This is a genomic window from Streptomyces sp. NPDC047971 (assembly GCF_040653355.1).
Lineage (GTDB): Bacteria > Actinomycetota > Actinomycetes > Streptomycetales > Streptomycetaceae > Streptomyces.
The window spans coordinates 1-21983 of record NZ_JBEZNW010000045.1 but is presented as its reverse complement, the minus strand read 5'-3'; the positions used below and the strand labels follow the sequence as shown (position 1 = coordinate 21983).

Sequence of the window (21983 nt, the reverse complement as noted above, 5' to 3'; positions counted from 1 at the left end):
GCGCTCGGTCGCTTCACCGCCCCGTGAAGGACGGCCTCTGCTTGGTGAGGAAGGCGTCCAGGCCCAGACGGTAGTCGTCAGAGGCGCCGGTGTGTGCGATCTGCCGCGCCTCGTACTCCAGCGCGGCGTCGAGCGTCGATGCGGACGCGTGGGTCACGGCGGCCTTCATGGCCGCGAAGGCGACGGTGGGGCCGGCGGCCAGCGCGGCGGCGCTGCGGTGGACCGTGGCATGGAGGTCCTCGTCTGCGGAGACCTGGTGGACCAGTCCCAGGTCGAGTGCTTCCGCCGCGCCGAGGAGACGGGGGCGCAGCAACAGGTCGATTGCCACTGCTCGTCCGGCGATTCGGGGGAGGGTCCAGGAGATCCCGGTGTCGCATGACAGGCCGATGCCCGCGAACGCGGTGGTGAACGTCGCGGACGTGGCGGCGATACGGACGTCGCATGCGAGCGCCAGTGCCATGCCGGCGCCCGCCGCGACCCCGTTGACGGCGGCGATGACGGGTTTGGGCGTCGTCAGCAGGGTCCTGATGAGCGGGCTGTAGTGCTCGCGCACCGCGTTGGCCATGGCGTCGGGGCCCGGTGCGGTCCGTGCTTCCTCCAGGTCCTGCCCTACGCAGAAGGCCCGTCCGGTTCCGGTGAGGACCACGGCGCGGACCTCGGGGTCGTCGGCCGCTGTCTGCACCGCCGTCAGCAGCTGCCTCCTGGTGCTCAGGTCCAGGCTGTTCATCCTGGCCGGTCGGTCGAGCCTGATCGTCCGGACAGGACCTCGTGTGGAGGTGGTGACGGCAGGGGGTTGCGTCATGGGGTTCCGTTCCTGGCGTGGGCGGTGGTGCGTACGGGGTGGAGAAGGGTCAGGGAGTCCCGGGCGGGGGCGGTGGTGCGTACCTGTGGAGAGGGGTCAGGGAGTCCTGGGCGGGGTCGAGTGAACGGAGGTTCTGGCGCCGAGGGCCTGCACGGCGGCCTCGTACTGCGCCCTGAACGTCCCGATCAGGTCGGCGACCGTGAGGCGTTGCGTGACGGCACCGATGCCCTGGCCCGAACCCCAGATGTCCTTCCAGGCTCGGGCCTCCGTGGTGCCGCCCGAGCCGAAGTCCATCGCGGACGGGTCGGATTCGGGGAGGTCGTCGGGGTCCAGTCCGGCGGCTGCGATGCTTCCGCGCAGGTAGTTGCCGTGGATGCCGGTGAACAGGTTGCTGTAGACGATGTCCTTTGCCGTGCTGTCGACGATCATCTGCTTGTAGGCGGGCGCGGTGTTCGCCTCCGCCGTGGCCAGGAAGGCCGAGCCGATGTAGGCGAGATCGGCGCCTGCGGCCAGGGCCGCCAGAATCGACCGCCCGTGGGCGATGGCCCCGGACATCAGCAGCGGGCCGTCGAACCACGCGCGGATCTCCTGGACCAGCGCGAAGGGGGACTGCGTGCCCGCGTGTCCTCCCGCACCGGCGGCCACGGCGATGATGCCGTCGGCGCCCTTCTCCACGGCCTTGTGGGCGAACTCGTTGCTGGTCACGTCGTGGAGGACGGTCCCTCCGTAGGAGTGCACAGCGTCGTTGATCTCGGGACGGGCCCCGAGTGACGTGATGACGATCGGCACCCGGTGCTTCACGATCACGTCCATGTCGAGGTCGAGGCGGTTGTTGGAGCGGTGCACGATCTGGTTGACCGCGAAGGGGGCGACGACGGCGTGCGGGTGGGCGGCCGCGTAGGCGGCGGTCTCCTCGGTGATGCGGTCCAGCCAGTCGGACAGCTGTGAGGCGGGCCGGGCGTTCAGGGCCGGGAACGAGCCGATCACACCGGCCTGGCACTGGGCGATGACCAGTTCGGGGCCCGAGGCGATGAACAGGGGCGAGCCCACGACGGGCAGGGTGAGGGGCAGTGACAGGGCAGGGGGCAACGGCATGGCGGCTCCTTGAGCGGCTTGGGTGAGCCCGCGGCGAACATGGCCGGCAGGAGGGCTCTCGGCTGGGACAGGCAGCGATTGTGCAACTCGTTGCACAATCCAGCAAGGGACGCCGCCGGGGCATCACGCGGCACGAGAACCCCACGAGCCCCCCTCTCCACCCCTCCTCAGCGGCCCTCACCAGCGGCTTCCCGATGCGCGATCCGCTCATCTCGACCGGCTGACTTTTTTGTCATTGAGATCGGCATCACAGGAGAGGAGTCCGTTCAGACAGGACATCCACCCCTCCACACCTGGGCGCACCGATGGCGTACGACTGCCATCGGTAAGCAGCCGATGCACACCTCGACATCACCGACGGAATCACCTCCACGAGACGTCGACATCGAGAGGCGGCACTTGACTATTTTGTCAGGTTGACCGACGCTGCCGTCACCTGACTCCGGCTCCGGCGATCGGAGCGCCGACGATGTCAGAGCACCCGAGGAGAAGTGCGCGTGGACATCACGTTCGATTTCAGCGGCAAGACGGTGGTGGTGTTCGGCGGTACGTCCGGCATCAACCTGGCCATCGCCGAGGCGTTCGCCGCGCGGGGCGCCGCGGTGGCGGTGGCCAGCCGGAAGCAGGCCAACGTCGACGCGGCCGTCGAGAGGCTCGGCGCACACGGGAATCCCGTGCGCGGATTCGTGGCCGATGTGCGGGACATGGGGTCGGTCGAGGACGTCTTCCGGTCGGTGAGCGCGTCGTTCGGACCGGTCGACGTCCTGGTCTCGGGGGCGGCCGGCAACTTCCTGGCCGAGGCGAACCAGCTGTCGTCGAACGGCTTCAAGGTGGTCGTGGACATCGACCTCAACGGCACCTTCCACGTCATGCGTGCCGGGTTCGAGCACCTCGCTCCGGGCGCGTCGGTCATCAACATCACCGCACCGCAGGCGGTGATCCCCGTGCGCTACCAGGCCCATGTCTGCGCGGCGAAGGCGGGAGTGGACCAGCTGACCCGCGTGCTCGCCCTGGAGTGGGGCGGCCGGGGCATACGTGTGAACGCGATCGCACCGGGCCCGATCGCCGGTACGGAAGGTCTGGCACGGCTGTCACCGGGAGACGACCCGCGAGGCGACAGGTCGGTGAAGACCGTTCCGCTGGGCCGGTTCGGAACGAAGGAGGAGATCGCCGATCTGGCGATGTTCCTCTCGTCCTCGGCTGCCGGCTACATCTCCGGCGCCGTGATCCCCTGCGACGGCGGTGGATCGTACGAGAGCGTCCGAGGCATCGAGGAAGCCGGCCGATTCCTCGCGTCGGTCTCGCGGTGAAAGCGGTGGAGATTCGTTCACTCCGATGCCAAGTGGCACGTCCGGAGTCCGTGACCGGCCCCCTCCATGATCGTTACCTGCAGTGGCAGCGTCGGAGGGCGGCATCCCCGCCCGCTTGACCACGGGGAGGAATGACGGGTGGGTGGCTGGATCGGTATCGGTCTGGGGGCTGCGGCGGCCCTGTGTCCGCTGCCTCCGCACGGCGGTGTCGCCGTCGTCATGGAGCACACCCCCACCGGCGATCGTCTGGTGGTGTGCGCCCCTGACGTGGTGGTCGACATGGGGTACGGCGACGAGACACCCGAGTCTCCGCAGCCGGACTGCGCACCGTCGTCCCCGCCGCCGTCTCCCCCGTCCACCACCCCGCCGCCGACGTCGTGGCCGTCACCGCCGCAGCCCTCCCCACCGGTACCGGAACCGGCGTCGCCGAGGCCGCCCGCGCCTTCGCTCCCGGCACCGCCGGAGGCGGCCCCGGCACCTCCCGCACCGGCGCCCCCCGTTCGCGGACCGGACCGGACCCCACCGGCCGACCAGGTGCCGGAGACCACCCCGGTACCCGCGCCGTCACCCGCGGCGCAGGCGGCCGGGGCCTACCAGTGGGAACCCCGCTCGCAGTACACCGGCGGGCCGTCGCGCCCGGCGCCGGCCGGAATGTCGATGACCATGTCCACGGTCGTGGTCACTCTGCCGGCCGTTCTGGCCGCCGCCGCGCTGCGGCCGGGGTCGCGCCGCCGCGCCCGTGGCTGACCAGCGTCTCCCCGGTGGGCCGACTGGTCCGCGACCGGCCCGCCGCGCCTGCCACCTCGTTCGTACACATCGCTTCGCTCGTCCTGGAGTTGTGCAATGCCGGAATGGCTCGTCTACACCCTGGCCTCGGTCCTGGTCTGCGTTCTCGTCGTCACGGCGACCGTCGTGCGGCACCGCCGCGTGGCAGCGGACGAGGACACCTCCGAGACGCCGGACGTGCTGGAGTACATGGTCATGATGGTCGGCGTCGTCTACGCCATCGTGCTCGGTCTGGCGATCGCCGGCGTGTGGGAAGCCCGTAACGCGGCCGAGGACACCGTCCAGCGCGAGGCTCAGGCCCTGTACGAGATCGACCAGCGCCTCGACGTCTACCCGGCCTCCTTCCGGACGCAGATCAAGGGCCACATCGACGCGTACGCCCGCCATGCCGTCACATCCGAGTGGCCCGCCCTGAAGGACGGCGCGCCCGTCGACGGCACCGGCGCCGAACTGCTGGGGCGCATCCGGAGCGACATCGCTCACCGCACCCCGGCCGACGAACTCCAGGCGCAGGCGTACCAGCCGCTCCTCGACCAGGTGGCGGCGGCGGACGACGCCCGTCACCAGCGCCTGGACACGGCCGGCACGACCCTTCCCGCCGCGTTGTGGATCGGCCTTGTCGCCGGGGCCATGGTCACACTCGGCCTGCTCTACACCTTGCAGATCCGCCGCTCCGCACGCGAACTGCTCCTGGCCACCACCTTCAGCGCCCTCGTGGTCTTCCTGCTCTTCCTCGTCTGGAGCTTCGACGCACCCCTCGGCCACTCCGGGACGGACTCGGCCCAGCCCCTGACCGACCTGATCACCACCGCGGTCTGATCGCGCACTCCACCGCCTCCGTCAGCGGGGGCGGTGTCGCCGCGCCGAATCCCGACGCCACTCTCGCTGAAGCACCGCGGAAGCCGTGCTCCGTCGCGGCGCGACGGAAGTCGGATGCGCCCCGAGCGGCTGCCGGCGGCCACCCCGGCGGTCGGATACACGGCCCCAGGGGGTAGCCGCCGCCGTATACCGCACGGCATACTCAATCCATGGCAGACACGACCGTCAAGATCGACGACGCTACTCGGGACCGGTTCAAGGCCCTGGCCGACGACGCGGGGATGTCCATGAAGGACTACCTCGCGCAGGTGGCCGCCGAGAAGGAGCAGGAGCGGCTGCAGGACACCGCCACGGCCGCGTTCCGTCGCGCCATCAGCGCGCCAGGGGTCATGGACCGGTTCGACGCCGAATTCGGCGGGCTTCCGTCGGTGACGAAGCACGAGACGCAGCGGGCGGCCTGACCCTGTGGATCTGCACATCGACCACCGCTGGCTCCTGGAGCGTCAGGAAGCCATTCTGCGCAAGGACCTCACGGTCAACGACCTCTCGGTGCTGGTCGCGATGTCGGCCCGCCACCGGGTGAACACCCCCCGGCTCGACCACGCGGACCCGGACGCCTTCTGGCGCGCCGCCGTGCTGCTGGAGGGATGCGTGCTGCTGCGCCCGCTCCCGGCCCGGAACGAGCTCTACGGCTACGGCATCGCCATCTCCTATCTGGAGGCTTCCGGTCACCACGTGGACACGTCGTTCGAGCCGTGGCGCGACCTGATCCACGAGATCCGGTCGTTGCGCCTCGACTCGTACGACATCGCCGATCGTCTGAGGTCCCTCCGCACCTCGTAGAGCTCATTGCCGGGGTTGCGCGTCGCGCGCGGTCGGCCCGCTCGGGCCCCTGCCGCGTTCCGTGCCCGTCAGTGGGCGCTGCTGTCCCGAGCCTCGGGCACGGCTCCCGCTCCCTCCACCTGCATGGTGGCGATGCGCGGGAGGGCGTCGGGGTGCTCGCGGCTGAGCCAGGCGACGAGTTCCTCGCGCACCGCGCAGCGCGTGGTCCACACGTCGTCGGCGTCCTTCGCGGTCACCAGCGCGCGGATCGTTATGCCCGTCGGGGACGTGTCCGTGACGGCCAGGTCCCAGCCCCGGCGGTCCCAGGTGGGGCAGGTCTCCAGGAAGTCCCGGAGGTGGGCGCGCATCCGCTCGACGGGCGTGGAGTGGTCGCAGTGGACGAAGACCGTGCCGGTCATCTCGGATCCGCCGCGCGACCAGTTCTCGAACGGGCGGGAGGTGAAGTACGAGACGGGCAGCGTGACCCGACGCTCGTCCCAGGTCCGTACGGTGAGGAAGGTGAGCGTCACCTCCTCGACGACTCCCCATTCGCCGTCGACCACGACCGTGTCGCCGATGCGCACCATGTCGCCGAACGCGATCTGGAAGCCGGCGAACAGGTTCCCGAGCGTCGACTGCGCCGCGACACCGGCCACGATGCCGATGATGCCGGCCGAGGCGAGCAGCGACGTCCCGAGGGCGCGGAACGACGGGAAGGTGACCAGGGCGATGGCCGTGGCGATCACGCCGACGGCGACGGCCACCACGCGCATGATGAGCGTGACCTGGGTACGGACCCGGCGCACCCGTGCCGGGTCGCGGGACCGGCCCGCGTAGCGCGCGTAGGACGACTCGACGGTGGCCGACGCCACGCGTACGGCCAGCCAGGCGCCGCCCCCGATCAGGCACAGCAGCAAGATGTGGAGGACCGCCGCCCGGTGTTCCCGCAGCGGCTCCCACTCCACGGCGCGGTGGGTCCACCTCAGCAGCGCGGTGAACAGGACGACGTACAGCGGTGTGCGGCACTGGCGCAGCAGGCCCCAGAGCGGGGTCTCGGGATGGCGGGCGTCCGCATGTCGCAGCAGCAGGTCTGTCACACGGCCGGCGGCGTAGGTCACGAGCGCCGAGCCGCCCAGCACGAGCGCCAGTCGAATAAGGCTCTCCATGGCTCCCCAGTCGATGAGTCGTTCACGTCACGAGTTCCGTGCCTCTCGCCTCACCGCCGAATCGTCTGCCAAACACCCCGCGTCCCCGGCCCTCCGCGGGACCGTCGCAGGTGGGGCCTCGTCCGTCCGTATCGCTCACGCGGTTCACGCCCGGCGCCGCTCGGCGACGGCGGCCGCGATTCACCCGGATGAGGCGCGCACGGCGCGAGCTGCTGAAGCCGTCGACGACCCGCTCTGTGCGAGGAATGGACCGTGAATCGTCAGCAGCTCAGAGACTGGGCCCGATCGGTCCAGGAGTTTCCCCAGCGGACGCCCGTGGTCACCCGGATCCTTGCCCGTCTGGTCACCGTGCGCTGGATGGACGCCGGTGCGCGGCTGGCGGCGCAGACGTTCCTCGCCGCGCTGCCGTTGCTCATCGTCGTGGCCGCGTTCGCTCCGAAGCGGGTCAAGGATGTGCTGGCCGAGTCCGTCCAGTCCCTGTTCGGTGAGAACGCGCCGGTCGACACCATCGAGGAGACGTTCGCGGCGCAGGGCGTGACGAAGGACGCGTTCGGGGCCGTCGGAGTCGTCGTCCTGCTCGTCTCCGCGACCGCGGTGAGCCGCGCTCTGCAACAGGTCTGCGAGCGATGCTGGGATCTGCCCCGGGCCGGTGCGCGGCTGAGCGCCTGGCGGTGGCTCGTATGGCTGGTGGGATGGCTCCTCGCCGTGCTGTTCCAGGCTCCCTTGCGTCACGGCTTCGGCGCCGGCAGCCGGCTCGGCGTCCTGCTCTCGCTGTCGACGGCCGTGCTGCTGTGGTGGTGGACGCAGCATCTGCTGCTCGGCGGGCGCATCGGGTGGGCGCCTCTGCTGCCCGGCGGTGTGCTCACGGGGTTCGGCACGGTGACGTACGTCTACGTGTCGGGGATGTTCCTGCCGAAGGCGATGGAGCGCAGCCTCGCCCAGTTCGGATCCCTCGGCTATGTCTTCACCCTGCTCTCCTGGCTGCTCGCAGCCTGCTGTGTGGTGGTCGGGGGCATCGCGCTCGGGCAGGTGGCGGCCACGTCGGGGCCGTTCCCGCGCTTGCTGGGCACCCCACGGGGCGGCGGCTTCGCAGGGCGGACACCCGGGGACTAGCCGCGAGTGGCCGGGGCTGCGGCGCCGCCCGGCGGGATGCCCGGCAGCGCCGCTCGTCCGGATGCTCGGCAGGTCGCCGCCCTGCCGGCGGCGTACGCGACAGGCCGCATCACGCGACGACTTGGGCCTGCTCGTCCGCCGTCAGCTCGCGAGCACCTTCTGCTTGGCCTGCTCGTACTCGGCCGCCGTGATGTCGCCGTTGTTCTTGAGGTCGGCGAGCTTGCCGAGCGCCTCGGCGTGATCGGTCGTCCCGCCGGTGGCGGTGGCGGCGGCCCGTATGTACTCCTGGAACTCCTGCTCGTTGTGACGTGCCCGGGACAGCTCGCGTTGCCCCATCCCCTTGCCTCGGGCGATGAGGTACACGAAGCATCCGAGGAAGGGAAGGATGACGACGAGCACCGTCCAGCCCGCCTTGCCCCAGCCGCTCAACGCGTCGTCCCGGAAGATGTCGCCGATGATGCGGAAGAGCAGCATGAACCACATGACCCACAGGAACACCCACATGACGGTCCAGAACACGTTCAGCAACGGATAGTCGTCCATGATCGTTCTCCTCGGATCGCGCCGTGCGACTCTCCGGCACCGGGGGCGGGTCGGCGGGAACAAGCGCTCCGCGCCGAGCGGCGCGTCCCCGGACGGACAGCCGGCACATACATGATCGCCCTGTCCGTCGTTGATCGCATGTAGCGCCCTGCGAGCGGCACCGAGGGCCTGGGGACCGGCTGGCCGGGCGGCATGTTCTCGCAGGTCAGAAGGGATTCTCCGGAGATCGGGCCGTCCGGACTTTCCCGTGTGCGCGGCATCGGCGGAGACTGGAAGCGGACACGGATGAGGAGGCCCCCATGAGCACTCGTACGCCCCCACGGCTCACCGCAGCTCTGTCCGCAGATCACCGTGACGCCCTGATGCGGCATGCGCGTCCGGTGGACTTCCCCGAAGGGACGCGACTGTTCGAGGAAGGCGCGTACGCCGATCGGTTCTGGATCGTGCGGACCGGAACGGCCACCCTGGACGTCCGCGTGCCCGGCAGGCGGCCGGCGGTGATCGACAGCGTCAGCACCGGCGAACTGCTCGGCTGGTCATGGCTGTTCGAACCGTTCCGCTGGCATTTCGGGGCCGAGGCCATGACGCGGGTGCGCGCCGACGAGTTCGACGCCGTGACGATACGGATGATGATGGACGCCGACCCGAGCTTCGGCTCCGCGCTGGGTCACGTCGTCGGGCAGCTGCTCGCCCACCGTCTCTTCTCCGCCCGTGTGCGTCTGCTGGACCTGTACGCCCACCACGGCGGGCGGCTGTAGACCCCACCGACCCCGGCGGCCCGCAACAGCCCTGCCACAAGCGTCCAAGATCGCTTGACCCCGCCCCCGGGGGAGAGCCGACAGTGTCTCCATCGATCACGTGAGCGGGCGGCGCACGCTCACCGGCGGGCAGGGCGAAGAGGGGGCGGGCATGACGGCGACCTGTGTCATTCTCGACATCGGCGGGGTGCTGGAGATCACGCCGGAGACGGGGTGGGTGCGGCGGTGGGAGGAGCGGCTGGAGCTTCCGCCGGGCACGGTCAACGAGCGGATGCGCGACGTGTGGCGGGCCGGCAGCGTCGGGAGCATCGGCGAGCGGGAGGTGCACGGGCAGGTGGCGGCCCGCCTGGGTCTCGACGCGCCTGACGTCCGGTCCTTCATGGCCGACCTCTGGGCGGAGTACCTGGGGACACCGAACGAGGAACTCATCACCTACGTGCGGGGGTTGAAGGGCAGCTGCAGGCTGGGCATCCTGAGCAACAGCTTCGTCGGCGCCCGGGAGCGGGAGACCGCGCGGTACCGGTTCGACGAGCTGGTGGAGCGGATCGTCTACTCGCACGAGATCGGCGTCGAGAAGCCCGACCCGCGCGCCTTCGAGGCGGCCTGCGCCGATTTGGACGTGTCGCCGGAGAGCTGTCTCTTCATCGACGACGTCGCGGTCAACGTCGAGGCTGCCCGGGCGGCCGGCATGCAGGCGCACCTGTTCGAGGACAACGCCCGGACGATCACACGCATCGCAGCCCATCTGGATGTCGGGTCACGGGTTCCCGGGGGTTCCGCCGGGTGATGCCACCTCGCTGACATGCACGGGCATGGGTCGCCGACGGCGGTGGAGGGCTGGGCACGGGGCACGACGGAGCGGCCGTGCCCCGTACTGGGGGCTACTTCTGAGTACCTCCTTGATCAGGTACCGTCCGGAGCTGCTCAGTCCGCTTAATTGATCCCGCCCCGTGATGAGGACCCATGCCCGCCAGTGAAGTCCCCGCCCTCAGCCCGCATCGGGGGCGCCTCTCCGCCCGCGCCGCCACCCCGCGATCCCCTCGGCTCCTGCCATCGCGAATACCGGGGGACGGAGCTCTGATCCCTTGAGGTTCCGGATCAGACGCCCTGCCGACGCGCCCGTCGACCCCCACCCGGAGGGTCCGGCACCCGTCCCGGCCGAGTCCGCCGTCGAGCCCGAGGCCGTCGAACCGCCCCTGTCGGCCCACGAGATCGGACTCATCCGCGCCTCCGTCTCGGTGGTCGAGCCCCTCGCCGCGGACATGACGGTGTACTTCTACGCGATCCTCTTCGCCCGCTACCCCGAGGTGCGGCCGATGTTCCCGCCGGGGATGGACACCCAGCGCGGCCGCCTGCTGCGCGCCCTGCTGCGCATCGTCGACCTGGTGGACGATCCGGAGAACCTGGGTCGGTTCTGCGGCCACTTGGGGCGTGACCATCGTAAATTCGGCGCGCTTCGGGCGCACTTCCCCGCCGTGGGTGAATGCCTCCTCGCCTCCCTGGCCCGCTACGCCGGGCCCGCGTGGACCCAGGACATCGCCGCCGCCTGGACCAAGGCGTACGGAGCGGTCGCCGACGCCATGATCAGCGCCGCCGAGCAGGACGCGGACGAACGGCCCGCCGTCTGGCCCGCCACGATCGTGCGCCTCGTCCCCTGCGGGCCCGGCATCGCCGAGGTCACTCTGCGGCCCCACATCCCGTACGAGCATGCCGCCGGTCAGTTCGTCAGCGTCGAGACTCCCTGGCATCCCAAGCAGTGGCGCTACTACTCCCCCGCCAACGCGCCCCGCGAGGACGGCACCCTCACCTTCCACGTACGGGCCGTGCCGGGCGGCGCCGTCAGCAACGCGCTGGTGCATCGGGCCGCCGTGGGCGACGTGATCCATCTGGGCGCCCCGATGGGTGACATGGTGCTGGACGCCGCCGTCCACAGCGACTTGCTCTGTGTCGCCGGCGGGACCGGCCTCGCTCCCATGCGCGCGCTGATCGAGGAGGTCGCCCGGCGCGGCGGCCGGCACCAGGTGAATCTCTTCCTCGGCGCCCGCACCGGTGCCGAGTTGTACGGGATGGACGACATGCTGCGCATGGCGCAGCGGCATCACTGGCTCACGGTGCGGGGCGCGATCTCCGACGAGCACATCCCCGGCATCCAGGGGTCCCTGCCGCAGGTCCTGGCCGAGTTCGGGCCGTGGTACCACCACGACGCCTTCCTCAGCGGTCCGGCTCCGATGGTCGCCTCGGCCAGGGAGGCGCTCACGTTCGGCGGCACGTCCCCGGACCGCATCCACTACGACCCGTTCGACACCCCTGCCCTGGCGACTCCCTGACGCTTCGGCACGACGTGGCATGGGCGCCGAGCGGTGCTCGCGCGCCTGTGGCCCGGCCTGGTCGTCGTGGTGCCCGCGCGCCTGCGGCCCGGCCTGGTCGTCGTGGTGCCCGCGGCGAGCAGTCAGACGTCGCCGGTGGTGGCGGCCGGGCCGGCGGCCGGGGTCACGCCTGCCGCTTCGCGTCGATCTCGGCGATGAGCGCGTCGACGAGGTTCTTGATCTCGTCCCGGATCGGGCGGACCGCGTCGACGCCCTGACCCGCCGGGTCTTCGAGGGCCCAGTCGAGGTACTTCTTGCCGGGGAAGACCGGGCAGGCGTCGCCGCAGCCCATGGTGATCACGTAGTCCGACGCCCGGACCGCCTCGGTGGTGAGGACCTTCGGCTTCCGGTCGGAGATGTCGATGCCGACCTCGGCCATGGCCGCGACGGCTGCGGGGTTGACCTGGTCGCCCGGGACGGAGCCGGCGGACCTGACCTCGATCCGGTCTCCGGCGAGGTGGCCGAGGAATCCGGCGGCCATCTGGGAACGGCCGGCGTTGTGGACGCAGACGAAGAGTACGGAGGCGACGGGAACGGTCATCGGTTCATCCTCGGGGACGGCGCGGTCGCGGCGAGGAGCGTCGCCTGCGGGTTTCATGAGGTCAGCCGTAGCTGGTATCAGCCGGAAGTGATGTGACAGTATCAGCCCATGATGACGTCAGTCGACACTGATCTGATCCGGGTACTGGGGGATCCCCTGCGCCTCCGGATCGTGACCCTGCTCGCCCGCGAGACGCTGTGCACCACACACCTCGTGGAGGAGACCGGTGCCAGGCAGACCAACCTCTCCAACCACCTGAAGGTGCTGCGCGAGGCGGGGGTCGTCGAGACGGAACCCTGCGGCCGGTTCACCTACTACCGGCTGCGGCCGGAGGTGATCGAGTCCCTGGCCGGGCAGTTCGCCGCCCTCGCCCAGACCGCACGCGCCAACGCCGAAGCCAAGAGAGCCTGCCCGTAGCCGCTCGCCCCACCTGCCCGAGGAGACCCCGCCCGTGACCGCCACCGAGCCCGCCGCGAGCGACGCCATAGCCGCCGACACGTCGCCGCAGCCCGCACCCGGCGCCACCCCGCCCCGTACTCCGCTCGCCTCACGAGCCGCGGCCGAGCTCGTCGGCACCGCCGCCCTGGTGGCGATCGTCGTCGGATCCGGCATCCAGGCCACCCGACTCACCGACGATGTCGCCCTGCAGCTGCTCGCCAACTCCACCGCCACCGTCTTCGGCCTCGGCGTTCTGATCGCCCTCCTCGGGCCGGTCTCGGGTGCGCACTTCAACCCGGCGGTCACTCTGGCCGAGTGGTGGACGGCCCGCCGCGGCGGTGCGGGAGTGAACGCCGGCGAAGCGGCCGTCTATGTGCCGTCCCAGGTCGTCGGAGCGATCGCGGGCGCCGTGTTGGCGGACGCGATGTTCGGCGAGCCGCTGGTGAGGTGGTCCACGCACGACCGCTCGGCGGGCAATCTGCTGCTCGGCGAGGTCGTGGCGACGGCCGGCCTGATCCTGCTCGTCTTCGGCCTGGCCCGCACGGATCGGCTCCGTCACGCACCCGTCGCGGTCGCCTCGTACATCGGTGCTGCCTACTGGTTCACCTCGTCCACGTCCTTCGCGAACCCCGCGGTGACCATCGGCCGCGCCTTCACGGACACCTTCGCGGGCATCGCCCCCGGGTCCGTCCCGGCCTTCATCGGCATGCAGCTCATCGGCGCGGCCGTGGGCCTGGCCCTGGTCGCCGTCATCTTCAGGCCCGGCGGGGCGCACGCCGAATGACGAGCGGCCGCGGAGGCGGCGGCTACCGGCTGCCGCGCGCCGTCCGGCCCCGCGCGTCCGCACCCCGCGGCGGGGCAGGGGGACGGAACCGGGAGGTGGGGGACGGAACCGGGAGGTGGGGGGCGGAACCGGGAGGTGGGGGACGGAACCGGGAGGTGGGGGACGGAACCCGGACCCTCAGGCCCCGGCGGCCGTGGTGAGCAGCTGTCCCATGGCGGCGAGGACGGCGGGTTCGACGCGGTAGTAGACCCAGGTGCCGCGCCGCTCGGAGGAGAGCAGGCCGGCGTCCTTCAGCTTCTTCAGGTGGTGGGAGACCGTCGGCTGGGAGACCCCGACATCGGAGATGTCGCAGACACACGCCTCGCCGCCCTCGTGCGAGGCGACCGCCGAGAAGAGGCGCAGCCGCACCGGATCGCCGAGCGCCTTGAACATGAGCGCGGTCCGCTCGGACTCCTCCACCGTCAGGGGACGCTCGTTCAGCGGCGGGCAGCAGGGCTCGACCTCGGGTTCAAGCAGCGGCAGCACCTTGGCATTCGACATACGTCTATGTTGACACACGTCGAACCAGACCCCCGGGGGTGCGATGACGCGCGGACCCTCACCAACCACTGCATCGATGAACGTCTATGTTGACGCTCATCGATACCAGTGCCATGCTGGGCCCAGGAGATCGACAAACGTCGAAACAAAGGGGACTCGTCATGACCGCCACCGCCACCGAGCATCTGCCCGTCGTGGTCGTCGGGGCCGGGCCGGCCGGTCTGGCCGCGGCCGCGCACCTCGTCGACCGGGGCCTCGATGCGCTGGTCCTGGAGGCCGGTGCACAGGCGGGTGCCGCGGTGCGCGAGTGGGCACACGTGCGGCTGTTCTCCACCTGGGGCGAGCTCACCGACCAGGCGGCGGAGAAGCTGCTCGCTCCCACAGGGTGGGTGAAGCCGGACCCGGCGACGTACCCGACCGGCGGCGACTGGGCCGAGCTGTACCTCCAGCCCCTCGCCGACGTCCTCGGCGAGCGCGTCCGCACGGGGGCTCGGGTCACCGGTGTCTCCCGCGCGGGCCGTGACCGGATCGTCGACGCCGATCGCGAGACCCAGCCCTTCACGGTGTACGTCACCTCCGCCGACGGCCGCGAGGAGAGGATCCTCGCCCGCGCCGTCATCGACGCCTCCGGCACCTGGGCCATCCCGGGCCCCGCAGGCGGGGACGGACTCGCCGCGCTCGGTGAGCGTGCAGCCGCCGACCGGATCTCCTACCGCGTACCGGACCTGAAGGACCCCGCCGAACGCGCCCGCTACGCCGGAAGGCGCACCGCCGTGATCGGCTCCGGCGCCTCCGCCTTCACCGCCCTGGCGTCCCTCGCCGACCTGGCGAGGTCGGAGGACGGCACCGGGACGCACGCCACCTGGATCCTGCGTCGCGGCATCTCCGGCACCACCTTCGGCGGCGGCACCGCCGACCGGCTTCCCGCCCGCGGCGCCCTCGGCCTCGCCGCGAAGGCCGCGGTCGACGAGGGGCATGCGGACGCCGTCACCGGCTTCCGCACGCAGGAGTTCGAGCGTGACGGCGAGCGTCTCGTCCTGCTGGCCGAGGACGGCCGCCGGCTCGGCCCGGTCGACGAGGTCATCGTCCTCACCGGCTTCCGCCCCGACCTGACCTTCCTCGACGAACTCCGCCTCGGCCTCGACGAGCGACTCCAGGCTCCCGTCGAGCTGGCGCCGCTGATCGACCCGAACCAGCACTCCTGCGGCACGGTCTACCCGCACGGCGTCAAGGAGCTCTCCCACCCCGAGAGGGGCGTGTACCTGGTCGGCATGAAGTCCTACGGCCGCGCCCCCACCTTCCTCGCGCTCACCGGATACGAGCAGGTCCGCTCCGTCGTCGCCGCCATCGCGGGAGACCACGAGTCCGCCGAGCGCGTCGAGCTCGTCCTGCCCGAGACCGGGGTCTGCGGCGGCGCCGGCCTCTTCGAGCAGCCGCAGACGGAGGAGGCCGCCGACGGCGGCGGCTGCTGCGCCCCCGCCCCCGCGCTCATCCCGCTCGGCACCACCACTCCGGCGCCCTCCTGCGGCCCGTGACCAGCTCTCCCACCCCTGCGAACGGGGCCGCGACCGGAACGGGGGACCGGTCGCGGCCCCGCGCCGTACTCCCCGCGCTCTGCCTCACCCAGATCACGAGCTGGGGCATCGTCTACTACGCCTTTCCCGTCCTCAACCCGGCCATCGTCGACGACACGGGCTGGAGCGCCGGCTCGACCACCGCGGCATTCTCCGCCGCCCTCGTCGTCTCCGCCCTGGCCGGGATCCCCGTCGGCCGTGTCCTGGACCACCGGGGGCCCCGTCTCGTCATGACGGCGGGCTCCGTCCTCGGCGTCCTGAGCCTGCTGTCGGTGGCCGCGGCCCCCACCCCGGCCGTCTTCACGCTCGGATGGCTGCTCGCCGGAACAGCGATGGCCGCCACCTTCTACCAGCCCGCCTTCGCCGCGCTCACCCGCTGGTGGGCCCCTGACCACGTCCGCGCGCTGACGATCCTCACCCTCGCCGGAGGACTCGCCTCCACGGTCTTCGCGCCTCTGACCGCGATTCTGGCCGACCACATGTCCTGGCGCGCCACCTACGGGGTGCTCGCCGGCGTCCTCGCGGTCCTGACCGTCCCGGCCCACGCCCTCGCCCTGAGAGCACCGTGGCCACCGGCGCCCGCGAGCCCTCCCCACGTCACCGACGGCAGCCGCGGAGTCGTGCGCAGCCGGGCGTTCTGGATGCTGGCCGCCGCCTTCACCCTCTCCGCGTTCGCGATGTACGCCGTCGTCATCTGTCTCGTCCCCCTCTTCCTGGAACGCGGCTACAGCACCACCCAAGCCGCGTGGGCCCTGGGTCTCGGCGGTGCGGGACAGACCCTCGGCCGCACCTTGTACGCCCCCCTCGCCCGCCGCCTCGGCGTCACCGCCCGCTCGGTCACGCTCGTCGGGCTCGGGGGCCTCACCACCGCGGCCCTCGCGACCGTCGCCGGCCCGTACGCCGTCCTCATCGCCGCGTCCGTACTGGCCGGCGTCGTCCGAGGCAACCTCACGCTCCTGCAGGCCACCGCCGTCACGGACCGCTGGGGTACGGCTCACTACGGCCGGCTCTCCGGACTCCTCGGCGCGCCGGCTCACGCCGCGGCCGCACTCGCCCCGTTCGCCGGTGCGGTCCTGGCCCGTCCGCTCGGGGGCTACCCGGCGCTGTTCGCGTTCCTCGCCGCGCTCTCGGTCCTCGCCGCCTTCGCAGCCCTGGGGACCCGTCCCCATGGTCCGCGGTCACAGGCGTCAGCAGGCGTCGGCGAGCATCCGGGCTCGCCCAGGCTTAGCGTGGACGGTGCAGCCGATCCTCCGGAGAAGGGTGACGGCCATGAGCAGCGCCATGGAGAAGGCCAAGGGCAAGCTCAAGGAGGTCGCCGGAAAGTTCACCGGCAACGAGCGGCTCGAGGCCGAGGGCAGGACCGACCAGGCGAAGACCAAGATCCGCGAGACGGTGAAGGGCGTTCGTGAGCGCGCCGAGGGGATCAAGGACTCCCTCAAGCGCGACCGCCACTGATCCGGGCGGGCGCGATGAGGAGGCTCGCCTCCGTATCGTCTCCTCTGCCGTGACCTCCTGAGCTGCGGTCTTCGATCAGGGGTGCCCGTCGTGCGTCCCTCGCAGGCCGGCGTGCCGCGGCGGGGGTGCCCGTCGTGCGTCCCCCGTAGGCCGGCGTGCCGCGGCGGGCGGACGGGCTGGCAGACTGACGTGGTCCAACCGTCCCGATACGCCCCGTCTGGAGTGCCCGCATGTCGCTGCCCCGGCCGGTCCCGGTCCTCCGTCCTGCCCTGGAGAAGGACGTCGCGGCCCTGCAAGACCTTGCCCGGCGCACCATCGACGCGCGATACCGGTCGTTCCTCGGAGACGAGGGCGTCGACTGGTTCATCGACAGCGGGGCCTCCGACGACCACATCGAGTCGCACTTCCGCGAGGGGCGCCTCCACTGCCTGGAGGAAGGCGAGGATCTCGTCGGGCTGCTGATCGCCGAGGAGTCCACCGTCGACCTGCTGATGATCGACGTGGCCCGCCAGCGTCAGGGGCTGGGGAAACTGCTCCTCACGAAGGCCGAGCAGCTTCTCTTCGCCGCGTACGAGGAGATTCGCCTGGAGACCTTCGCCTCCAACGTCGCAGCCGTGGCGTTCTACGAGGCGTGCGGTTGGTCGTCGACCGGACGTCTCGAAGCCGAGGGACCCGAGAGGCTCGAGTTCCGGCGCCATCGGGAGTCCGCCGGCGCGTCCTAGCGTCCCGACCTCGGGTCACGGGGGCGTGGGCGGCGGGTCGTTGTCGGGTCAGGACGGCTGCCGCAGCCATGCGCCGAGGACGTCGTAGTCGCCGTCGGTGAGACCGCGGCGGGGGTCGACGCGGTGGAGCAGAGCCCTTCCCCGGTGGTGGGCGGCGACCCACTCTCAGTCGGCGTCGGTGATCTCGTCGTCGACCCAGGCGAACGGCTGTCCCGATGCCCACGCGACCAGCGGGCGAGTCTTCCAGTGCAGCCCGTTCCGGGCGTCCTGCGCATCCGAATCCGACGGCTCCGGCCAGACCACCACGGCGAGCTGCGGGAGACCGAGGAGAGGGCTGACGCACTCGTTCGCGTCGCCCATCCACGTCGTGGCCCAGATCAGCTCACACGGCAGCGCAGCCAGCCGGCGCCCGTGGTCGGGATTGATCCTGCTCAGGAGTGGATTCGCATCGGCCTCAAGCCGGTCGATCCCTGGGGGATAGGTCGGATACCGCCCCGACGCCGCGCCGAAGGGGATGAGCGGCCCATCGACGTCGAGGAAGAGCAGGGGCGGCTGCGCGGAGTCGGTCACGGGAGCACCCTAGCGACGGATCCCCAGGGGGCCGTCTCGTCGAGGCGGGCGGGCGGGATTCGGCGTCGTCGAGCGGGCCGGTTGGCGTTCCGGGGGCGATTTCCTCGCGGTGGCGCCGCCGGTCCGTGAGGATCGCGTCAGTCCGCGCCCGTCAGTCCGCGCCCCAGCGGTCGGTGATCAGGGCCGCCTGCTCCTGGAGCGCCGAGACCAGCTCCTGGGCCGCGCTGGCCGAGGTCGAGCGGAGTACGGCCACGCTGATCTCCCGGGCCAGGGCCGGTCCCGCCGGCGGCCGTACGACCAGGTCCGGGCGGGGCGCGCCGAGGGCGAGCCGGGGAACGAGCGCCACGCCCGTCCCTGCCGCGACGAGGCCCTGGACCACCGCGTAGTCGTCGGTGCGCATCACGTGCAGGGGCTCGAAGCCCTCGCGGGCGCACGCCCATCCCAGCACGCGGTCGCACGGGTCGTGCGGGTCGGCGGCGCCCACCCACGCGGTGTCGCGCAGCTCGGCGAGGGGGACCCGGTCCAGCGCGGCGCAGGGGTGGTCCTCCGGCATGACCAAGAGGAGCGGATCGGACAGCAACGGGTGCACCTCGACCTCTTCCTCGAGGTTGAGGCGGTCGCCGGGCTGGGAGAAGACGAGAGCGGCCTGGAGTTCCCGTGTGCGCAACCCACGCAGCAGCAGCGGGAGTTCGCCTTCGGTGAGCGAGATGTGGACGCCTTGTTGGTGGAGGCGTTTGACCGCCGGAGCCAGCAGGAGGGCCCCGGCCGTGGGAAACGTACCGATGTGGATGGTGCGCATCCCGCGCTCCGCGAGGTTCAGCACCTCCAGCTCGGCGTGGCGCAGGCGCTCGAGCACGGCCTCGGCGTGCGGCAGCAGAGCCTCGCCGAGTTCGGTCAGGGTCGCTCCGCGCGGCCCGCGCTGGACGAGCTGGGCGTTGAAGTGCGCCTCCAGGGACGCCAGGTGGTGGGTGATCGTGGGCTGGCTGTAGTGCAGTGCGCGTCCGGCGGCGGCGAGTGAACCCTCCTGCGCGATGGAGCGGAGCACCTGGAGATGTCTCACGTCGAGCATATAGAGATCCTATGGAGGGGTCACGAAAAGTCCACCGTTCCTCAATCACTGGAGCCGTGTCACGCTCCCGGGGTGAACACGCGAACGACCGATCACGGCACCCTCTCCCCCACCAGCCCCGGCTCCGGCTCCGGCCAGCTGTCCGCCCCCTACGCCGAGGCGGTGCTCGCCCTCGCCGGCCGGGACTGGCTGAGGCTGAACGTCCCCGGTCATGCCGCCGCCTCAGGATCGGACCTCGCCGGGTTCTTCGGCTCACGGATCACGGCCCTCGACTTCCCCCCGCTGCTCGACGGCATCGACCTCGGCCGGGACACGCCGCTCGACAGGGCGCTGGCGCTGGCCGCCGAAGCCTGGGGTGCGCGGCGCACCTGGTTCCTGACCAACGGTGCCTCCCAGGGCAATCAGATCGCCTCGATGGTGGCCCCCGCGCTCGGCCGGACGCTCGTCGTGCAGCGCAGTGTGCACTCCAGCGTGATCGACGGTCTTGTGCTGTCCGGCATGGACGCGGTCTTCGTCCAGCCGTCGGTCGACCCCGCGCAGGGCATCGCGCACGGTGTGACCGCCGCGGACGTGGCGGCGGCGCTGGAGCGGACGCCGGACGCGGCGGCCGTGTACATCGTCTCGCCGAGCTACTTCGGCGCGGTGGCCGACGTGCGCGCCATCGCCGACGCGGCCCATGCGGCGGGGGTTCCCCTGATCGTCGACGAGGCATGGGGTTCGCACTTCGGGTTCCACCCCTCGCTGCCGGAGGGCGCCCTCGCCCTGGGCGCGGACATGGTGACCTCCAGTACGCACAAGCTCGCGGGCAGCCTGACGCAGTCGGCGATGCTGCACGTCGCCGAGGGTCCTTTCGCCGACCGGCTCGAACCGCTCGTGGACCGGGCGTTCCGGCTGGTGCAGTCCACGAGCGCGAGCTCCCTGCTGACAGCGTCGCTGGATCTCGCCCGCAGGACCCTCGTGGTCGACACGGGCGCGACGGCCACGTCGGTCGCGGCCGCGGACAGGGTGCGGAAGGTGGTGCGCGCGTTGGGCCGCTTCACCGTGGTGAGCGACGGCTTCGACGCCTTCCCCGACATCGTCGCCGCCGATCCGCTGCGGATCGCCATCGACACCAGGGCCGGCGGGATCACGGGGCACGAGGCCAGGCGCCTGCTCTTCCGGGACCACCAGATCATGGTCGAGGTGGCGACGGACGCGGCGATCGTCGCCGTCATCGGCGCGGGGTTCGTCCCCGACACCGACCGGTTCCTCGAAGCGCTGCACACGCTGCCCTCCCCGCTGACCGCGACCGGCACAGAACAGGCGGCCATGTTGCGGCTGCCCGCCCCCGGCGCCGCGAAGCTGACCGCGCGTGAGGCGTTCCTCAGCCCGACCCGGGTACTGCCCGCGGAACAGGCGGTCGGACGGATCTCCGCGGACACCCTTGCCGCGTATCCGCCCGGCATCCCCAACGTCCTTCCGGGCGAGGTCATCACCGCCGAGGTCGTCCACTTCCTCCAGCAGACCGCGACCGCCCCGAACGGCCATGTCCGGGGGGCACTCGACCTGGGCGTCACCCGGCTGCGCGTCGTCGACTGACACACCGGCAACGACCCGGCCGACCCCGTCACGGCTTTCGCCGTCCGGGCCGCCGCACCACCCGGCCGGCCCCGTCACGGCTTTCGCCGTCCGGGCCACCGCATCACCCGGCCGATCGAGCCACCGTGACGACCCGACCATCCGGCCCCGGGGAAGCGCCCCGGTCGGCCGCACCACCGGGCATCGCCCCGGCCACCACCGCACCCCACCCATCCCCATCCCCATCCCCGAGAGAGAGCACGCCCATGCCCGCACGCATTCCGATCCATCAGGCGATCGCCGCCGCCGTGGCCGCGGCCACAGCCACGCTCCTGCTGGGCGCCTGTGGCGACCAGACCGGCTCCGGCCAGAACTCCGGCGGCACTCAGGCGGGTGGCGCACGGAGCGACGCTCCCCTGTTCGCGAAGCTGCCGAAGAAGTACCAGGACGCCGGCGTGATCAAGGTCGGCACGGACGCCGCCTACGCCCCGATGGAGTTCATCGAGAACGGGAAGATCGTCGGGGTCGATCCCGACATCGCCGCGGCGCTCTCCCAGCAGCTCGGCGTCAGGTTCGACTTCACCAGCGGGACGTTCGACAGCCTCATCACCTCCCTCACCTCCGGGCGGCAGGACATCGTCATGTCGTCGATGAGCGACACCAAGGCCCGGCAGGAGGGTCTGGACGACAAGGGCCAGAAGACCGGCAACGGCGTGGACTTCGTCGACTACTTCGTCGCGGGCTCCGTCGTGTACGTCCAGAAGGGCAACCCGCACCGCATCACGTCCGTCGCGGATCTCTGCGGGAAGAAGGCAGCCGTCCAGCGCGGCACGACCTTCGAGAACGTCGTCAAGACGCAGTCCAAGGAGTGCGAGGCGGCGGGGAAGCAGGCCATCCGGATCGAGTCCTTCCCGACCGACGCCGAGGCCCAGACCCGCGTCAAGGCGGGCGGCGCCGTCGCGGGCGTCAACGACTACCCGGTGGCACTCGACCTGTCGCGCAAGGCCGACGGAGGGAACGCCTTCGAGGTCGTCGGCGACCAGATCGAGGCGGGCCCGTTCGGTATCGCGGTGGACAAGAAGAACACCCAGCTGCGTGACGCGCTGAAGGAAGCGCTGGACGCGATCATCAAGGACGGCACCTACAAGGCCGC

22 protein-coding genes and 2 pseudogenes are annotated in these 21983 nt (G+C 71.4%); 16 read left to right on the top strand and 8 right to left on the bottom strand.

Annotated elements, in window-relative coordinates; all coding sequences use genetic code 11:
* Positions 1–13: 13 nt before the first annotated feature.
* Positions 14–802, bottom strand: coding sequence for an enoyl-CoA hydratase-related protein (locus AB0D99_RS30445; protein WP_362369396.1), 789 nt, complete (start codon positions 800–802; stop codon positions 14–16).
* Positions 803–898: 96 nt separating this feature from the next.
* On the bottom strand, positions 899–1897 hold the full coding sequence (locus AB0D99_RS30440; protein WP_362369393.1) for a nitronate monooxygenase family protein: 999 nt from the start codon (positions 1895–1897) through the stop codon (positions 899–901).
* A 497-nt stretch (positions 1898–2394) separates the two neighbouring features.
* Here AB0D99_RS30440 and AB0D99_RS30435 point away from each other — a divergent pair, with 497 nt between their 5' ends.
* From AB0D99_RS30435 to AB0D99_RS30420, 4 genes are all read left to right on the top strand, one after another.
* Entirely contained in the window at positions 2395–3207 is an 813-nt protein-coding gene (locus tag AB0D99_RS30435) for an SDR family oxidoreductase (RefSeq protein WP_362369390.1), read from the top strand.
* 843 nt (positions 3208–4050) lie between these two features.
* Entirely contained in the window at positions 4051–4812 is a 762-nt protein-coding gene (locus AB0D99_RS30430) for a hypothetical protein (protein WP_362369387.1), read from the top strand.
* 209 nt (positions 4813–5021) lie between these two features.
* Positions 5022–5273, top strand: a complete 252-nt coding sequence (locus tag AB0D99_RS30425; protein ID WP_362369384.1) for an antitoxin MazE7 — start codon at positions 5022–5024, stop codon at positions 5271–5273.
* 4 nt (positions 5274–5277) lie between these two features.
* On the top strand, positions 5278–5655 hold the full coding sequence (locus tag AB0D99_RS30420; protein WP_362369381.1) for a toxin Doc: 378 nt from the start codon (positions 5278–5280) through the stop codon (positions 5653–5655).
* Between the two features lie 68 nt (positions 5656–5723).
* Here AB0D99_RS30420 and AB0D99_RS30415 read toward each other — a convergent pair whose 3' ends face one another.
* Positions 5724–6800: a mechanosensitive ion channel domain-containing protein gene (locus AB0D99_RS30415; RefSeq protein WP_362369378.1), complete on the bottom strand. Its 1077-nt coding sequence runs from the start codon at positions 6798–6800 to the stop codon at positions 5724–5726.
* 252 nt (positions 6801–7052) lie between these two features.
* Here AB0D99_RS30415 and AB0D99_RS30410 point away from each other — a divergent pair, with 252 nt between their 5' ends.
* On the top strand, positions 7053–7913 hold the full coding sequence (locus AB0D99_RS30410; RefSeq protein WP_362369375.1) for a ribonuclease BN: 861 nt from the start codon (positions 7053–7055) through the stop codon (positions 7911–7913).
* 141 nt (positions 7914–8054) lie between these two features.
* Here the strand turns inward: AB0D99_RS30410 and AB0D99_RS30405 are convergent, their stop codons facing one another.
* The gene (locus AB0D99_RS30405) at positions 8055–8456 is read right to left on the bottom strand and encodes an SHOCT domain-containing protein (RefSeq protein WP_362369372.1); all 402 of its coding nucleotides are present in this window, start codon (positions 8454–8456) and stop codon (positions 8055–8057) included.
* Between the two features lie 299 nt (positions 8457–8755).
* On the opposite strand from AB0D99_RS30405, the gene AB0D99_RS30400 reads away from it, so the two are divergent.
* The 3 genes from AB0D99_RS30400 (at position 8756) to AB0D99_RS30390 (ending at position 11541) form a co-directional block, all read left to right on the top strand.
* Entirely contained in the window at positions 8756–9214 is a 459-nt protein-coding gene (locus AB0D99_RS30400) for a cyclic nucleotide-binding domain-containing protein (RefSeq protein WP_362369369.1), read from the top strand.
* A 151-nt stretch (positions 9215–9365) separates the two neighbouring features.
* Positions 9366–10001: an HAD family phosphatase gene (locus AB0D99_RS30395; protein WP_362369505.1), complete on the top strand. Its 636-nt coding sequence runs from the start codon at positions 9366–9368 to the stop codon at positions 9999–10001.
* 298 nt (positions 10002–10299) lie between these two features.
* Complete coding sequence (locus AB0D99_RS30390; protein WP_362369366.1) at positions 10300–11541, top strand: globin domain-containing protein; 1242 nt, start codon at positions 10300–10302, stop codon at positions 11539–11541.
* 163 nt (positions 11542–11704) lie between these two features.
* On the opposite strand, the gene AB0D99_RS30385 is transcribed toward AB0D99_RS30390, so the two are convergent.
* Positions 11705–12121, bottom strand: a complete 417-nt coding sequence (locus AB0D99_RS30385; RefSeq protein WP_362369363.1) for an arsenate reductase ArsC — start codon at positions 12119–12121, stop codon at positions 11705–11707.
* Between the two features lie 108 nt (positions 12122–12229).
* Here AB0D99_RS30385 and AB0D99_RS30380 point away from each other — a divergent pair, with 108 nt between their 5' ends.
* Together AB0D99_RS30380 and AB0D99_RS30375 are read left to right on the top strand one after the other, a co-directional pair.
* Positions 12230–12538 carry a metalloregulator ArsR/SmtB family transcription factor gene (locus AB0D99_RS30380; protein ID WP_362369360.1) on the top strand — a complete coding sequence of 103 codons (309 nt, stop codon included), beginning with the start codon at positions 12230–12232 and terminating at the stop codon, positions 12536–12538.
* A 34-nt stretch (positions 12539–12572) separates the two neighbouring features.
* On the top strand, positions 12573–13343 hold the full coding sequence (locus AB0D99_RS30375) for an MIP/aquaporin family protein (protein ID WP_362369357.1): 771 nt from the start codon (positions 12573–12575) through the stop codon (positions 13341–13343).
* Between the two features lie 177 nt (positions 13344–13520).
* Here the strand turns inward: AB0D99_RS30375 and AB0D99_RS30370 are convergent, their stop codons facing one another.
* Positions 13521–13883, bottom strand: coding sequence for a metalloregulator ArsR/SmtB family transcription factor (locus tag AB0D99_RS30370; protein WP_362369354.1), 363 nt, complete (start codon positions 13881–13883; stop codon positions 13521–13523).
* A gap of 161 nt (positions 13884–14044) precedes the next feature.
* On the opposite strand from AB0D99_RS30370, the gene AB0D99_RS30365 reads away from it, so the two are divergent.
* The 4 genes and pseudogenes from AB0D99_RS30365 to AB0D99_RS30350 all read left to right on the top strand — a co-directional run bounded on the left by AB0D99_RS30365 (position 14045) and on the right by AB0D99_RS30350 (position 17634).
* A complete protein-coding gene (locus AB0D99_RS30365; RefSeq protein ID WP_362369351.1) occupies positions 14045–15418 on the top strand; it encodes an NAD(P)-binding domain-containing protein in 1374 nt (457 codons plus the stop codon).
* Positions 15415–16644: pseudogene (locus AB0D99_RS30360) on the top strand (MFS transporter); the annotation flags it as partial. The gene AB0D99_RS30365 and the pseudogene AB0D99_RS30360, both read left to right, overlap by 4 nt.
* Positions 16645–16738: 94 nt before the next feature.
* The gene (locus tag AB0D99_RS30355) at positions 16739–16912 is read left to right on the top strand and encodes a CsbD family protein (protein WP_362369502.1); all 174 of its coding nucleotides are present in this window, start codon (positions 16739–16741) and stop codon (positions 16910–16912) included.
* A gap of 230 nt (positions 16913–17142) precedes the next feature.
* Positions 17143–17634, top strand: a complete 492-nt coding sequence (locus AB0D99_RS30350; protein ID WP_362369348.1) for a GNAT family N-acetyltransferase — start codon at positions 17143–17145, stop codon at positions 17632–17634.
* A gap of 48 nt (positions 17635–17682) precedes the next feature.
* Here AB0D99_RS30350 and AB0D99_RS30345 read toward each other — a convergent pair.
* Together AB0D99_RS30345 and AB0D99_RS30340 are read right to left on the bottom strand one after the other, a co-directional pair.
* Positions 17683–18204, bottom strand: a pseudogene (locus AB0D99_RS30345) (HAD domain-containing protein).
* A 151-nt stretch (positions 18205–18355) separates the two neighbouring features.
* On the bottom strand, positions 18356–19273 hold the full coding sequence (locus tag AB0D99_RS30340; protein ID WP_362369345.1) for a LysR family transcriptional regulator: 918 nt from the start codon (positions 19271–19273) through the stop codon (positions 18356–18358).
* Positions 19274–19345: 72 nt separating this feature from the next.
* Between AB0D99_RS30340 and AB0D99_RS30335 the strand changes: the two genes are divergently transcribed.
* Both AB0D99_RS30335 and AB0D99_RS30330 read left to right on the top strand, forming a co-directional pair.
* Positions 19346–20851 carry an amino acid decarboxylase gene (locus tag AB0D99_RS30335; protein WP_362369342.1) on the top strand — a complete coding sequence of 502 codons (1506 nt, stop codon included), beginning with the start codon at positions 19346–19348 and terminating at the stop codon, positions 20849–20851.
* A gap of 245 nt (positions 20852–21096) precedes the next feature.
* The coding region (locus tag AB0D99_RS30330; RefSeq protein WP_362369339.1) for an ABC transporter substrate-binding protein at positions 21097–21983 on the top strand (887 nt) is incomplete at its 3' end.